The 14,731-nt window shown below is 65.4% G+C and carries 15 protein-coding genes; 5 read left to right on the top strand and 10 right to left on the bottom strand.

The annotated features are described in order from the left end of the window. Positions 1 to 696, bottom strand: coding sequence for a protein TolQ (gene tolQ / locus ACTXGA_RS10185; protein WP_443393272.1), 696 nt, complete (start codon positions 694 to 696; stop codon positions 1 to 3). Between the two features lie 219 nt (positions 697 to 915). Between tolQ and ACTXGA_RS10180 the strand changes: the two genes are divergently transcribed. After that, positions 916 to 1,620 (top strand): SDR family NAD(P)-dependent oxidoreductase, encoded by a 705-nt coding sequence (locus ACTXGA_RS10180; protein WP_443393270.1) that lies wholly within the window; start codon positions 916 to 918, stop codon positions 1,618 to 1,620. A 33-nt stretch (positions 1,621 to 1,653) separates the two neighbouring features. Here the strand turns inward: ACTXGA_RS10180 and ybgC are convergent, their stop codons facing one another. Both ybgC and ACTXGA_RS10170 read right to left on the bottom strand, forming a co-directional pair. Beyond that, positions 1,654 to 2,040 (bottom strand): tol-pal system-associated acyl-CoA thioesterase, encoded by a 387-nt coding sequence (gene ybgC / locus ACTXGA_RS10175; RefSeq protein ID WP_443393268.1) that lies wholly within the window; start codon positions 2,038 to 2,040, stop codon positions 1,654 to 1,656. Positions 2,041 to 2,103: 63 nt separating this feature from the next. Then, positions 2,104 to 2,406 carry an HNH endonuclease gene (locus ACTXGA_RS10170; RefSeq protein ID WP_443393267.1) on the bottom strand — a complete coding sequence of 101 codons (303 nt, stop codon included), beginning with the start codon at positions 2,404 to 2,406 and terminating at the stop codon, positions 2,104 to 2,106. 70 nt (positions 2,407 to 2,476) lie between these two features. On the opposite strand from ACTXGA_RS10170, the gene ACTXGA_RS10165 reads away from it, so the two are divergent. Both ACTXGA_RS10165 and ACTXGA_RS10160 read left to right on the top strand, forming a co-directional pair. Next, positions 2,477 to 3,811: a mechanosensitive ion channel family protein gene (locus tag ACTXGA_RS10165; protein ID WP_443393266.1), complete on the top strand. Its 1,335-nt coding sequence runs from the start codon at positions 2,477 to 2,479 to the stop codon at positions 3,809 to 3,811. Continuing rightward, positions 3,808 to 5,004: a TIGR03862 family flavoprotein gene (locus ACTXGA_RS10160; RefSeq protein WP_443393264.1), complete on the top strand. Its 1,197-nt coding sequence runs from the start codon at positions 3,808 to 3,810 to the stop codon at positions 5,002 to 5,004. Before ACTXGA_RS10165 ends, ACTXGA_RS10160 begins: the two co-directional genes overlap by 4 nt. 25 nt (positions 5,005 to 5,029) lie before the next feature. Here the strand turns inward: ACTXGA_RS10160 and ACTXGA_RS10155 are convergent, their stop codons facing one another. From ACTXGA_RS10155 to dgcN, 5 genes are all read right to left on the bottom strand, one after another. After that, on the bottom strand, positions 5,030 to 7,912 hold the full coding sequence (locus ACTXGA_RS10155) for an OmpA family protein (protein ID WP_443393262.1): 2,883 nt from the start codon (positions 7,910 to 7,912) through the stop codon (positions 5,030 to 5,032). 4 nt (positions 7,913 to 7,916) lie between these two features. Further along, on the bottom strand, positions 7,917 to 8,780 hold the full coding sequence (locus tag ACTXGA_RS10150; RefSeq protein ID WP_443393260.1) for a D-amino-acid transaminase: 864 nt from the start codon (positions 8,778 to 8,780) through the stop codon (positions 7,917 to 7,919). Beyond that, entirely contained in the window at positions 8,777 to 9,373 is a 597-nt protein-coding gene (locus tag ACTXGA_RS10145; protein ID WP_443393258.1) for an NUDIX hydrolase, read from the bottom strand. Before ACTXGA_RS10145 ends, ACTXGA_RS10150 begins: the two co-directional genes overlap by 4 nt. Positions 9,374 to 9,416: 43 nt before the next feature. Further along, on the bottom strand, positions 9,417 to 10,382 hold the full coding sequence (gene dgcA, locus ACTXGA_RS10140) for an N-acetyl-D-Glu racemase DgcA (RefSeq protein WP_443393256.1): 966 nt from the start codon (positions 10,380 to 10,382) through the stop codon (positions 9,417 to 9,419). A gap of 166 nt (positions 10,383 to 10,548) precedes the next feature. After that, positions 10,549 to 11,550 (bottom strand): N-acetyltransferase DgcN, encoded by a 1,002-nt coding sequence (gene dgcN, locus ACTXGA_RS10135; protein ID WP_443393254.1) that lies wholly within the window; start codon positions 11,548 to 11,550, stop codon positions 10,549 to 10,551. 237 nt (positions 11,551 to 11,787) lie between these two features. Between dgcN and ACTXGA_RS10130 the strand changes: the two genes are divergently transcribed. Continuing rightward, positions 11,788 to 12,747, top strand: coding sequence for an L-malyl-CoA/beta-methylmalyl-CoA lyase (locus ACTXGA_RS10130; RefSeq protein WP_443393252.1), 960 nt, complete (start codon positions 11,788 to 11,790; stop codon positions 12,745 to 12,747). 63 nt (positions 12,748 to 12,810) lie between these two features. Here the strand turns inward: ACTXGA_RS10130 and ACTXGA_RS10125 are convergent, their stop codons facing one another. After that, positions 12,811 to 13,614, bottom strand: a complete 804-nt coding sequence (locus tag ACTXGA_RS10125; RefSeq protein ID WP_443393250.1) for a hypothetical protein — start codon at positions 13,612 to 13,614, stop codon at positions 12,811 to 12,813. Continuing rightward, positions 13,611 to 14,063 (bottom strand): Lrp/AsnC family transcriptional regulator, encoded by a 453-nt coding sequence (locus ACTXGA_RS10120; RefSeq protein ID WP_443393248.1) that lies wholly within the window; start codon positions 14,061 to 14,063, stop codon positions 13,611 to 13,613. Before ACTXGA_RS10120 ends, ACTXGA_RS10125 begins: the two co-directional genes overlap by 4 nt. A 73-nt stretch (positions 14,064 to 14,136) precedes the next feature. Between ACTXGA_RS10120 and ACTXGA_RS10115 the strand changes: the two genes are divergently transcribed. Continuing rightward, entirely contained in the window at positions 14,137 to 14,730 is a 594-nt protein-coding gene (locus tag ACTXGA_RS10115) for a LysE family translocator (RefSeq protein ID WP_443393246.1), read from the top strand. Position 14,731: the final 1 nt, after the last annotated feature.

The raw sequence follows: 14,731 nt of genomic DNA, 5'->3' as shown, positions 1-14,731 counted from the left end.
TCAGGAATCCAGCTGGCGCGAGAGGATGGTGGCGAACTCGTCGGCAAAGGCTTCGTAATTGCCCACGATCCGGTCCGAATCGGCGGAAAACTTGTTGTAGAAGATCACCGCCGGAATAGCCGCCAGCAGGCCCAGACCCGTGGCCAGCAACGCCTCGGCGATGCCCGGCGCCACGACGACCAGCGACGTGTTCTGCTGCGCCGCGATCTCGATAAAGGCGTTCATGATCCCGAACACCGTGCCGAACAGCCCGATAAACGGCGCGGTCGACCCCACGGTCGCCAGCACCGGCAAGCCGCGCTGCAACTGGTCGGCTTCTTTCTGGATGGCGACATCCATGCTGCGGTCGATCCGGCTTTGCGCGTTGGCGATCAGCCCGCCGTCTTCGCGGTGCGAACGGCGCCATTCCATCATCCCGGCGGCGAACACCCGTTCCGACCGGCCGCCCGGCTCTGGCCCCAATTGTTCGAACAATTCATCCAGCGGCTCCCCGGACCAGAAGGCCCGGTCAAAGCGCGTCGCCTCGCGCCGCGCCTTGCGATAGCTGACAAATTTTTCGATGATGATCGCCCACGCCCATACCGACGCTACGATCAGCATCAGCATGACGAGTTTCACCGTCAAGGTGGCGCGCATGAAGAGACTCCAGAAGGAGAAGTCGATCTCCGACGCGAGTGCAAGCGTTCCTGCTTCCATAGACCTGCTCATTTTCTGCCGGCCCCTGTGGCCGGGACCTTAATTAGCGTCGTGTGTAGCTGATTTGCAGGGGAAACACCAACAGATTGGCGCTTGGCCGCCAACGACAGCTCCGATGGGCGAAAGCCTGCCACAGTGGGCCTCGCAGCGGCGTGTTTCGGGCCCGTGGCGCAACGTGGTATCCTTGCGGATGACGATGCGCACCGGAAAGGCCCGAACATGCCCCGCCCCCTCTGCACGATCATCGGTTATGGCCCCGGACTGGGCGCGGCCTATGCCGAAACCTTCATGACCGCTGGCTATGATCTTGCCCTGCTCAGCCGGTCCGGGCGACGATACGATGGCCCGGCGCAGGGCGGCGCGCAGACCCTCGCCCTGCCCTGCGATGCCGGGGATCCCGCCGCGCTGTCTGCCGCTCTGGACACGGTCACGCGTGACCATGGTCCGACGGATGTTCTGATATACAACGCCGATCTGGCCATGTTCGGTGCGCTGGATGACCTGACCGAAGAGCAATTCGAGGACAGTTGGCGGGTTTCGGCCCTTGGTCTTTATGCCGTGGCCCGTCACACCGGGCGCGCGATGGCAGAGCGCGGGACCGGCACCATCATCGTCACCGGCGCGACCGCCGCGCTGAGGGGGCGCAACTGGACCACCGCCTTTGCCCCGGCCAAGGCCGCCCAGCGGATCCTGTCGCAATCGCTGGCCAAACAACTGGGCCCAAAAGGCGTCCACGTCGCCTACATGGTGATCGACGGGGTCATCGACACCGCCGCCACCCGCGCGCATTTCGCCAAGGGCAAACCGGACGACTTTTTCCTCCAGCCGGAAAAGATCGCCGAAACCGCCCTGCTCCTCGCGCGGCAGGACCGCTCTGCCTGGACATTCGAGATGGATCTGCGCCCGTTTGGCGAAGACTGGTAGCGGCCTACGCCTTCAAGGCACAAAGACCCCTGATCAATGCACCTGCTGCCGCAGCCCCGCAGGCAAACGGGCCGGATGCCCGTCCCGCGTCACGCAGACCGCCGTCACCTCGGCGCGAAAGATCACCTCTTCGCCCCGCAGCACCTCCTGCCCCATGATCAGCCGCACGCCGGTCATGCTCTTGACCGTGGTCCGCACCTCCAGCGCGTCATCGTATTTCGCCGCCATCAGGTAATCCGCCTCGATCCGCCGCACGACAAAGACGATGCCCTGCTCTTCGCGCATGGCGTTCTGGTCCAGCCCCTGTTCCTTGACCCAGTCGCTGCGGGCGCGCTCGATGAATTTCAGGTAGTTGGCGTGATAGACGATCCCGGCCATGTCGGTGTCTTCGTAATAGACGCGGATGGGGAAACGGTGCATGGGAGGCCTCCTTGCTGGCAGCGCGACCCTAGGCGGCACGCGCACCATCGGCAAGCCGAGGGCTCATCGCTTGCGCCGCCCGCCAGCACTGCGGCTGTGAAACGCCGGTGGCCGCTTGGCGATCCATTTCAGGAACCCCGACAGTTCCGGCGCGGCGCGCAGCTTGTCCACCGTGTTCAGGTCACGCGCCAGTTGCGCCTCGGTAAAGCGCGCGTGGATCTCGCTGTGACAGATCTGGTGCAACAGCACGGTCGGCCCGCCCTTGCCGCCTTTCAGTTTCGGAATCAGGTGATGCAGGCTCTGCTTCGCTTCGGGCGGAATCGGGCGCAGACACAACGGACAGATCGGTTCCTTCGCCTCTTCCATCACCCTACCCTTGTCCCGGCGGCCCGCATTGGGCAAGACGGTGGGGCGACGGCCCAGAGGATCAAGCCCGATGAATTTCGACCTTACAGATCAGCCAGAAATCGTCCAGCAGGCCGCGGGCTATGCGCTGCAAGGCTGGGAGATCGCCCGCACATGGCTGATGTCCCCCGCCGCATGGTCGCAGTTCGGGCTGCTGGTCGCGGCCTTCGTTCTGGCTTTGCTGCTGACACGCAAGCTGCGCCCCTGGCTGGAACGGATCCTGACACCGGAGGAGGGCCGCAGCTCGATCCTTGCCACGGTGCGCCGTTTCCTGCTGGTCTTCGTGCCGCTCATGTTGCCGGTGCTGGCCTGGGCCTTCACCGGTCTGGGAGAGGGGCTGACACGCGCGCTGTTCGGCTCTGGCGCGGTGATCGCCTTCGGTAAACGGTTCTTCCTGCTGCTCGCCGCCCGCGTCCTGGTGAAGGAAATCATCTCTGACGGTTTCCTCAAGGTACTGGGCCGCCTGATCCTCCTGCCGGTCATGGCGCTCTATACACTGGGCCTGCTGGAACTCGCGACCGAACGGCTGAACGAGCTGACCGTCAGCCTCGGCAATATCGAATTCACTGCCATGGCCGTGATCCGCGGGCTGATCGCCGGGTCGATCCTGTTCTGGCTGGGCCGCTGGTCGAACGACCAGACCGGCAACTACATCAAGAAACAGGATGAAATCCGCCCCGCCACCCGGCAACTGGCGGCCAAGGCGGCGGAATTCGCCATCTTCGGCCTCGCCTTCCTGCTGCTGATGAACATCGTCGGCGTCCCGCTGACCTCGCTGGCGGTACTGGGCGGTGCCATCGGTGTCGGCCTTGGTTTCGGCCTGCAAAAGATCGCCTCCAACTACATCTCGGGGATCATCCTGCTGCTCGAAGGGCAGGCAACGGTCGGCGATTACGTCGAACTGGACAACGGCGAGGCCGGTACGATCGTCCAAACGACCGCGCGGGCGATGATCCTCGAAACCTATGACGGACGCTGGATCGTTGTCCCGAACGAGGATTTCATCACCACCCGCGTCATCAACTATTCCGATCAGGGCAGCGCCAACCGCTACGAGGCGGATTTCTCGGTCAGCTACAAGACCGACATCAACCGCGTGCCCGGCATCGTCGAGGCCGCCGTCGCCAGACACCCGGAGGTGCTGGACGACCCCTATCCGCCCGACTGCGAACTGCGCGGCTTTGGCGACTCCGGCGTGGATTTCGCCGTTGAATTCTGGGTCAACGGGATCGACGACGGGTCCAAGAAATATACCTCTGACGTGCTCTTCCTGATCTGGAACGCACTGAAAGAAAACGACATCGAAATTCCCTACCCGCATCGCGTCGTCCAATTGCAGCGACCCGAGGACGCGCCCGAGGCGTGACCGCAGATGCGCTTGTCATCGGGGGCGGCCCGGCCGGGCTGATGGCGGCGGATGCGCTGCTGTCGGCGGGGCATCGCGTGGCGCTGGCCGAGGCAAAACCATCACTGGCGCGCAAGCTGCTGATGGCCGGGAAATCGGGTCTGAACCTGACCAAGATGGAACCTCCAGAGGCCTTTCTCAGCGCCTATGGCAATGCCTCCCCGGACCTTGCCCCCATGCTGCAGGAGTTCGGCCCGGAACAGGTCCGGCGATGGGCCGAGGGTCTGGGCCAAGCGACGTTTACCGGATCGACCGGGCGGCTGTTCCCGAACGCGATGAAAGCCTCGCCGTTGCTGAGGGCATGGCTGACACGGCTGGACGACATGGGGCTGGACCGGCGGACCCGCTGGCGCTGGCAAGGCTGGAGCGAAGACGGGGCACTCCGGTTCCAGACGCCGGATGGCGTGCATCTGGAACGCCCGCAGGTGACGGTTCTGGCGCTTGGCGGGGCCAGTTGGGCGCGGCTGGGCTCTGACGGGGTCTGGGCGGAATTCTTCGCCAAAGAGGGACTGCCCGTGACGCCCTTTGCGCCGTCCAATGCCGGGCTTGCCGTGAACTGGTCGCCGCATATGGAACGGCATTTCGGCGCGCCGCTGAAGGGGCTCGCCTTTCGCTGTGGCACGCTGGAAAGCCGGGGCGAGGCGGTTATCTCGAAACGCGGGCTGGAGGGCGGCGGGCTATACCCGCTGACGCCTGCCCTGCGCGACGGTCACCCGCTGGTCATCGACTTGAAACCGGATCTGGACCACGCCGCCCTTGCCGCAAAACTGGCCAAGCCGAGAGGCAAGCAAAGCCGCGCCAATGCGCTGCGCAAGGCACTGGGTCTTGCCCCCGCCGCGCAGGCCCTGCTGATGGAATTCGGCCAACCGCTGCCGGAGGAAGCCCATGAACTGGCCCAACAGATCAAGGCGCTGAAGGTGCGCGATGCGGGCCTGCGACCAATGGATGAGGCGATCTCGACCGCAGGCGGTGTTCCCTTTTCCGCACTGGACAGCGGGCTGATGTTGAAGGATCGACCCGGCGTGTTCTGTGCCGGTGAAATGCTGGACTGGGAGGCGCCGACCGGCGGTTACCTTTTGACCGGCTGTCTGGCGACAGGGCTGTGGGCCGGACGGCACGCGGCGGATTGGTTGTCAGCGTCGGGTAAGACCTGACCACCGGCAGTCAGGGGCGACGCCCTTATTCGTCCCCGGCCTCCGCCGCGCTCCACGACAGAGTGATCCGCCGATTCAGCGCCCGCCCTTCGGCGGTGGCATTGTCCGCGACGGGACGATCCGGGCCAAAGCCCACAACCGTCATCTCCTCCGCCGGTACGCCGCGCTTGGCGATTTCATCGGCCACCACCTTGGCCCGCTGTTGACTAAGCGCCCGGTTGGCCGCCACGGCGCCGACATTGTCGCTGTGACCCTCGACCTGCATCCGCAAACCGCCCTGCAACACGCAGACCCGCGCCACGGCAGACAGGGCATTCACGCCCCGGATTGACCGGGCATCCAGCCGCATCTCTCCGGACAGGAACCGCACCGGATCTGCCTGTTGCGCCAATTCGCCCTGACGGGTGCAGGTTGCGACCGAGGGGTCGAAATCCAGCACCGGCAACCAGAATCCCGCCAGAAAAACCTGCGCCGCGTTCAGTGCAACATTCTGCCGCCGGGTGCCTTCGGCCGGAAAGACCGTCAGCAGGGACAGGTCCAGCCTATCGCCTGGCGCAAGCACCGCGCGCATGGCGGCCTCGACCTGCGGCAGATCAACACCGGGCGACAGAACCGCGCGCAGCGCCAAGGTTTCAGGCGCCAGTTGCAACTCAAGGCTTTCCGCCTCCCCCAGCCACGGTGCCACCGCCTCCAGCATCGGGCGCAGCCGGGGCAACCCCATGTCCTTTTCCTGCTTCGGCGCATCTTCGGGCGCAGGCAGGGACAGCAGCTCGGCCGCCTCTTGCCCGGTCATGTCCGCCGGCATCCCGCCCGCGATCTGCAGACCGGCTTCCGGCGCATAGATCAGCCGCCCATCCAGCGCGACACCGTCATCGGCCACGTCGATAAACAGCCGCAGATCCCCGCCCTGCGGTAGCGCCGCCAACTGTTGTTCGACCCGAGCGGCGCTGTCGGAATCAGGCAGGACCCCGGTGACCGTCACAGAATCCTCCGCCAGCAGGATCGAGCCCTGCACCAACTGCGCGAAAACCTCCTGCACCGCCGTCAGGCTGTCAGACCAGTCCTGTGCGTCCGGGTGATCCGATTGCATCAAGCGGGACACATCCGCGCCCTGCGCCCTGCCCAGTTCAGCGGGCACAACGTCGCGCGGGACAAAGCCGCTGGCCCAAACCGCCTCTCCCAACCGTTCCAGCCGCAACCAGAAGGGCGGCGGCACCTCTTGCGGAAGGCGCGAAAACTCCACGTGATAGCTTTCCGGCAAGGCGGCGCGCAGGTTGTCCAGCGCGGCATCCATCGCCTCATCGCCCCGCATTCCGGTCAGGACCACCATCCCCGGCGAAACCGTGACAACCCCCTGCTCGGCGGTTGCCAGCACCTTCATTGCGTCCTCCATCGCCTTGGCCAGCCCCGGCCAGGCCGGATCGTCGGCCCCGTAAGTCACTTCGCTGCTCTGAACGCCGCCCAACAGAACCGTCAGAACGCGTGCAGAACTGTCTGGCGGCAGCTTTCCACGGATCGAATCGCCCCGGCGCGGGTGACGTTCGGCCACCAACAGGAACGGGGCGGCCTCGTCGATCACGATCAGCTCGCGGGTGACCCGCAGTTCCCCGGACAAGGCATCCAGCCCCGTGTCGACCCGGTCCGCACTGTCTCTGTCAGGGACATATCCCTCGATCGACACGGCTTTTTCTTCCAGCAGGACGGCCCCCTCGGCCAGGTCCACAAATACCGCCTGCACCGCGGTCAGGGTCTCCGCCCAGCCCTGCGTGTCGGGATAATCCGACTGCATCAGGCGGGACACGTCCGCATCCAGCGCCCGGCCCAGTTCGGCGGGATCAACGTCTCGGGGCACCAGCCCGCTGGCCACAACCCCTTCGTCTGTCCGGTCCAGCCTCACCCAGAAGGGATCCCGCACCACCTGCGGCAGACGCGAGACATCGACCCGGAAATCACCGGACAACGACGCACGCAAATCCTCCGTGGTCGTATCCAGCGCCGCCCCGCCGCGCAGCCCGTTCAGAACCACGGACCCCGGCGTGACAGTGACAACGCCCTCTTCGGCACTGGCCAGCACCTGAACGGCCTTCGTCATTGCCTCTGACAGGCCCGCATAGCCGGGATCTACAGGGCCCGACACAAGGCTGTCAGCCTGCGGATCGGACAACAGCGCCGTCAAAGCCTCGGGCTTCAGATCCGGCGGCAGCTTGCCCCGGATCGTATCCCCCCGCCGCAAATCGCGTTCAACCACCAGCAGGAAAGGCGCGCCATCGTCGATCACGTTCAGATCCAGCGTGATCTGCATGGCCTCGGGCAACGCGCCAAGCCGCTCCGCCACCCGCGCCGCATCGGCGGGCCATAGCGCGGTGCCCGTCACGCTGCCCTCAAGGCCGGTCACACTGATCTCGGCGGATGGCAGAGCCTGCACCGCCTCGGCCAGCACGATCAGCGCCTCATCCCAGCCCTCCATGGGCGCTCCACGGGACAGTTGCAGCGCCTCTGTCTCTGCCCCTGTCACCCGCCCCAGCGTTTCCCGGATGGCCGCGCGGGTCAAATGACCGGACAGGCTGACACCGCTTTCGTCCTTGCTCAGGGAAAAGGTGAAACTCTCCACCTCCGGCATCACGGTCAAAGAGGCGCGCACCTCTTCAACCCCGGTGATCCCGTTCAGGGCGGATTCGATGTGTCGCCGGTCGGCATGGCTTTGCACCAGCCCCTCGACCGTGATCACCCGCCCCTTGACCGTCATCACGGGCGGGTTCGGCACCTCGGCCATCAGCGCCTCTGCCTGCGCCCGAAGACCCGCCTCGACCGTCGGTTCGTCGCTTGGCACCTTGAACAGGCCAAGCCCGGCCAGTGTCAGAAAGATCACCAACCCGGCTATGGCTTCGACAAGGGCCTTGGCCGTCATCGGTTCAGATCGCGGCCTTGCGGCTCTCGTCCAGATAGATCTCGCGCAGGCGCAGGGCGCGCGGACCCGGGGTCCCGCCGCCAAGGCTGACGCCGTCGATCTCGACCACCGGCATCACGAAGGTGGAGGCAGAGGTGATAAAGGCCTCATCCGCCTCTTTCGCCTCATCGACGGTAAAGTTACGCTCTTCCACCTCCATCTGGGCCTCCTTGGCAAACCGCAGCACGGCGGCGCGGGTGATCCCGTGCAGGATATCGTTGGACAGACCGCGGGTCACGATCTTGTTGCCCTTGATGAAATAGGCGTTGTTCGACGTCCCCTCGGTGACAAAGCCGTCCTCGACCATCCAGGCATCATCGACACCGGCCTTCTTGGCCATCATCTTGCCCATCGACGGATAAAGCAGTTGCACCGTCTTGATGTCGCGGCGGCCCCAGCGGACATCCTCGATGGAAATCACCTTGATCCCCTTCTGCGCCGCCGGGTTGTTGGCAAGGTTGGCCTTTTTCTGGGTGAACAGCACCAGCGTCGGCCGGACCTTTTCCGGGTCCGGAAAGACGAAGTCGCGGTCATCCGCCGCGCCGCGCGTCACCTGCAGATAGATCAGGCCTTCCTCGATGTCGTTCAGGCGCACCAACTCGCGGTGAATTTCCAGCAGTTCATCCTTGGTCGCGGGCGAAGGCATGTCCAGCTCGTCCATCGACCGTTGCAGGCGCACCGCGTGGCCGTCGAAATCGATCAGCTTGCCGCCCAGAACGCTGGTCACCTCATAGACGCCATCCGCCATGAGAAAGGCCCGGTCGAAGATAGAGACCTTGGCCTCGGTTTCGGGCAGGTACTCTCCGTTGACATAGACGGTACGGGTCATGGGCGGGCCTCCGGCATCAGGTGTAGCGCTGCGTGCTGCAGCAGAATGACTGTCTTTGCATCCCGGATGCGACCATCGGCGACCATCGTCAAGGCCTCTGACAGCGGCAGGTCCAGAATCTCGATCTCTTCTCCCTCTTCGCGAAGCCCGCCAATGCGCGCCTGTGCCTCGTCGGCGGAATAACGGGCGGCGAAATAATGCAGGATTTCGGTGACCGATCCGGGGCTGGAATACAGATCGAACAGATGTGTGACCCGGCTCAGAGTCAGGCCCAGTTCCTCCTGCGCCTCGTCCTTGATGCGCGTCTCAGGCTCGGCGTCGTCCAGCTTGCCGGCGGCGGCCTCTATCAGGTGCGGTTCGGGGTCGCCGCGATGGGCGGCGGGCCAGCGGAACTGACGACCAAGCAGCACATTTCCGCGCTCGGGGTCATAGGGCAGGATCACCGCGCCGTCGCCCCGGTCATAGGTCTCGCGCCACTGCTCCTGCACGCTGCCATCCGACAGCGTCACGCGCAGTTTCGTCGTCTTCAACAGGCCCCAGTCGTCCGACAGATCGCGGACCTCCAGCACCTCCCATTTCGTGTCCAGACCCATGACCTTGTTCCCGTTCAATCAGATGCGACCCGGACCCGACAGATCAGCCCCAGAGCGCAGGCAGCGGCGGATGCACCCCTTCGGCATCGAACAGCAGCGGCACGTCCCGATCCTCGGCCAGCAGAAGCGGCCCGTCCAGATCGGTGACCAGCGCCCCCTGCGCCAGCAGAACCGCCGGGGCCATCGCCAGGGACGATCCCACCATGCAGCCCACCATGATGTCATAGCCCTCCGCCAGCGCCGCCTCGCGCAGCATCAGGGCCTCGGTCAGACCGCCGGTCTTGTCCAGCTTGATGTTCACCACGTCATATTTGCCCTTGAGCGCAGGCAGCGAGGCGCGGTCATGACAGCTTTCGTCGGCGCAAACGGGCACCGGACGGTCCATGCCGATCAGCGCTTCATCCGCCCCGGCGGGCAAGGGCTGCTCGACCAGCGCCACACCCAGCCGCACCAGATGCGGCGCAAGCTCGGCATAGACCTCCGCCGACCAACCTTCGTTCGCATCGACGATGATCTTCGCCGCGGGCGCGCCACGGCGCACCGCCTCCAGACGCGCCATGTCATCGGGCGTGCCCAGCTTGATTTTTAACAAAGGCCGGGCGGCATGTTTGCGGGCCGAGGCCTCCATCTTTTCCGGCGTGTCCAGCGACAGGGTATAGGCCGTCACCTCCGGCCCCGGCGCGGGCAGTCCCGCAAGCTCCCAGGCGCGCTGGCCCGCCGCCTTGCATTCCAGATCCCACAAGGCGCAGTCCACCGCGTTGCGCGCCGCCCCTGCGGGCAACAGCTCCTGTAGGCCCGCGCGCGTCACATCCTCGGGCAGCCCGGCAATCTCCGCCTCGACGCTCTCCAGCGTTTCGTCATAGCGCGCATAGGGCACACATTCGCCCCAGCCGGTCACGCTGCCGCGCGTCACCCGGACGGTCAGCACCTTCGCCTCGGTCCGGCTGCCGCGGGAAATGGTAAAGGCCTCGGCCAGTCGAAACACGTCGCGTGCGACGGAAATGGTCATACCCCTGCCCCTGTCATTTTCTTGCTTATGCTACCCAAACACACCCGCGCCGCAGGTGCCACCATCCGGTCGACAACGCCCCAAGGGACGGTGGGTGGGGCGCCTTTCGCGCGGCACGCGCGAAACAGCGTCCGGCCAAAAGGCCGGCCCACCCGCCGTTCCGGGATCAATAGGCGGCCAGCGACTCCGCCAGACGCTCGGCCCCATGCCGGAACGGATCCACCGTCGGCAGGCCCAGACGCGCCTCGACCTCGGCGCAATAGGCCGTGGCCTCGGCCTCGCCCATGTGCTGGGTGTTGATCGACACGCCCACAACCCGGCACCCCGGGTTCGCCACCTTGGCCAGCGCCAGCGACAGGTCCCGCACCTCTTCAAGCGTCGGCAGCGCATAGCCCGGCAGACCGCGCATATGGCTGCGCGTCGGTTCGTGGCACAGGATCAGAGCATCCGGCTGCCCGCCGTGGATCAGCGCCAGCGTCACGCCGGAAAAGGACACGTGGAACAGGCTGCCCTGCCCTTCGATCACGTCCCAGTGGTCATCTTCGTTGGCGGGGGTCAGGTACTCGATCGATCCCGCCATGAAATCCGCCACCACCGCGTCCAGCGGCACGCCGTCGCCAGTGATCAGGATGCCGGTCTGTCCGGTGGCGCGAAAGGTGGATTTCATCCCCCGCGCGCGCATGGCCGCGTCCAGGGCCAGTGTCGTGTACATCTTGCCCACGGAACAATCCGTGCCCACGGCCAGCACCCGCTTGCCCGGACGCTTGATGCCATCGGCAATCGGATACTCCACCTCCGGCACCCGCACGTCGTGCAGCGCACGGCCCGTCGCCTTGGCCACCGCCTTCAGGTCCGGCTCGTCGCGCAGCAGGTTGTGCAGGCCGGAGGCCAGGTCAAACCCCTCTTCCAGCGCCGCGACCAGCACCTTCTTCCACGCCTGGCTGATCTTGCCGCCCCGGTTGGCCACGCCGATAACCAGTGTCTTGGCCCCTGCCGCCTTGGCCTCGGCCAGATCCATATCCGGCAGCTTCATGTCGGCCTTGCAACCGTCCATGCGGTACTGGCCGACACAGTTTTCGGGACGCCAGTCGCGGATACCCTGCGCCACCTTTGCGGCCAGCGGGTCCGGCGCATCGCCCAGAAACAGCAGATAAGGGGTCTCGATCATCGTGGTCTCCATGTCCCGGTTTTCACGCAGTCTGCCCGAAACCGCCTGCAACACGCTTGTTTTCCGGCGTCACTCAGCGGGAATTCTCGAAGAATCCCGCGCCAATCCCGCCTTTTGCCGAAGAAACGTGCATCGCGACCTGTGCTGCCCTGCAGCGAATTTCGCTTGCGCAGCATTGCGCAGTTTTATAACCCGTACACCAAGGTATACGCAACATTATGACCGAAAGGCCCGCACATGTCCTTCCGAATCCAGCCCGCCGCCCCGGCTCGTCCCAACCGCTGCCAGTTGTTCGGCCCCGGATCACGCCCCGCGATCTTTGAAAAGATGGCCGCCTCTGCGGCGGATGTCATCAACCTCGACCTCGAAGATTCGGTCGCCCCCTCGGACAAGGACAGCGCGCGCGCCAACGTGATACAGGCCATCGGCGACGTCGATTGGGGCACCAAGACCCTGTCGGTGCGCATCAACGGTCTGGACACGCCCTATTGGTATCGCGACGTGGTGGATCTGCTGGAACAGGCCTCCGACCGGCTTGACCAGATCATGATCCCCAAGGTCGGCTGCGCCGGGGATATCTATGCCGTGGACGCGCTGGTGACAGCCATCGAACGCGCCAAGGGCCGGACCAAGCCGATCAAGTTCGAGGTGATCATCGAATCCGCCGCCGGCATCGCCCATGTCGAGGAAATCGCCGCCGCCTCCCCCCGGCTGGAGGCGATGAGCCTTGGCGCCGCCGATTTCGCCGCCTCCATGGGCATGGCGACCACCGGCATCGGCGGAACGCAGGAAAACTATTACATGATCCGCGAAGGGGTAAAGCACTGGTCCGATCCGTGGCACTGGGCGCAGGCCGCCATCGTCGCCGCCTGCCGCACCCATGGCGTGCTGCCGGTCGATGGCCCCTTCGGCGATTTCAGCGATGACGAAGGTTTCCGCGCGCAGGCGCTGCGATCCGCCACGCTGGGCATGGTCGGCAAATGGGCCATCCACCCGAAACAGGTCGCGCTGGCGAATGAGGTCTTCACCCCGTCAGAGGCGGCTGTGAACGAGGCGCGCGAAATCCTCGCCGCAATGGAAGTGGCCAAGGCCAAAGGCGAAGGCGCAACCGTCTACAAGGGCCGGTTGGTCGACATCGCCTCGATCAAGCAGGCAGAGGTGATCGTCCGCCAGTCCGAGATGATCGCAGCCCAGTAACCGTTCCCGGGTCCGGCTTTCGCGCTGGGCCCGGAAAGGCCTGGCGCACCAACCAGTGCGGCGTCACGAGGGAGGCTTACGTTTGGTCTGACCGCTTTTCAGGAACCGGCGCAGGGCCTGCGCCTTGGCCTCCGCCAGCGCCTCATCGTCCAGATCGGAACGGTTGAGCGACAGCAGCAAACCGGCCGCCGCCGTCGGCTGAACATTCTGCAAGGGCAGCGGCACCAGCCCCTCGGTCGACACCCCCAACAGGTCCAAGGCAACGCCCAGCGGCCCCAGCGGCCTGTCGCCGAACGCCTCCAGCGGCGTCGACCGAACCTCTGCCATCCCCTTCAGCCTCTCCACGACCTGCGCCACCACCGCGTCCAACTCCGCCGCTGGCCCCATCCGCGTGGCATAGGCCTCAAGGTCCTCGGTGATCCGGGATCCGCGCAGGTTCTGCCAGTAGACGCTGCGCAGCCATGCTTCCGGCGCGCGGGTCGAAAACCAGACCGACAGTTCCGCCCCCGGCACATGCGCGGCAACAACCCCGGCAAACCGCGCTACCAACTCGGGCGCGGCCGCATAGCTGCGCACAGATTTGCGCCCGGGGATCAAACCACACAGATGCTCGGAGCTGATCAGCACCGGCCTTTTCTCACCTGCCAAGGTCTCGGCCAGCGCCTCAGCGGCCTCGACAAAGGCGGCCACACGCTTGGGCCTCGCGCCCAGTGAACACCGCCGCGCCGCATGGTTCACCGCCTCCATGTCATGCGGCAGGATCAGCCGGACGCGCGGATCCAGCAGCTCTTTCTGCGCCTGCGCCCCGCGTTGCAGGCTGGTTGTGCCGGTCTTGTGAAACCCGGGATGTATGAGAATTCGCCTCACCCGCGCAGATCCTTGGGCGATCCCATCACCACATAGGACGTCAGCGTGCGCACCTGCGGCAGCGCCCCCAGAATATCGGTGTGGAAATGCTTGTAGGCGGCCAGATCCGCCACCTCGACCCGCAAGAGGTATTCGACCGGCCCGGTGATGTTGTGACACTCGCGCACCTGCGGGGCGGTCGCCATGGCACGCTCAAACGCCTCTTGCGCGGGCTTGGTGTGCTGGTTCAGCCCCACGGTGATATAGGCGGTAAAGCCGATCCCGGTCTTCTCACCGCTCAGCACGGCGCGATAGCCCCGGATCACCCCGGTCTTTTCCAGCGCCTGCACCCGGCGCAGACAGGCCGAGGGCGACAGGCCGACACGCTCTGCCAGCGCAAGGTTGCTGAGTCGCCCATCCGCGCCCAGCGCCTGCAATATCCTGCGGTCTATATCGTCCAGATTACCCATTAAATGCAAAACTATCCGCGATACGACGCAATTTGCAACTTCATGCACCCGGAAATCCGCAACAATTGCACCCATGACACCGGATCTCTTCCTTGCCCTTGCCCTGTTCGCCGCCGCCACGGTCTTTTCGCCGGGGCCGAACAACCTGATGCTGATGACCTCTGGCGCGAACTTCGGCCTGCGCCAGTCGCTGCCGCATATGGCCGGGGTGGCCTATGGCTTTCCGCTGATGATCCTGCCCGTGGGTCTGGGCGCGATGCAGTTGTTCGAGCACTTCCCCCCGGCCTACACCGCGCTCAAGGTGCTGTCGGTGCTCTACCTGCTGTGGCTGGCGTGGAAGATCGCGCATCAATCCGCCCCCGGCGAGGGGCGCACCGCCGCCCGCCCGCTCAGCTTTGTTCAGGCCGCCGCCTTTCAATGGGTCAACCCAAAGGCATGGTCGATGGCGCTGGGGGCCATCACGCTTTATGCCGCCAGCCGCGATCTTGCCGCCGTGGCCTGGGTTTCGGCCACCTACGCGGTGATCGGCACCGCCTCTGCCACCACCTGGACGATTCTGGGCACGGGGCTGCGGCGCTGGCTGTCGAATCCCCGCCGGCTGCGGGTGTTCAACTGGACCATGGCGACGCTGTTGCTGGTGGCCATGGCGCCGGTTCTGCTGGGCTGAG

Source organism: Antarctobacter jejuensis, assembly GCF_052266595.1.
GTDB classification, from domain to species: domain Bacteria; phylum Pseudomonadota; class Alphaproteobacteria; order Rhodobacterales; family Rhodobacteraceae; genus Antarctobacter; species Antarctobacter jejuensis.
This window is presented reverse-complemented; position numbering and strand designations above follow the sequence as displayed.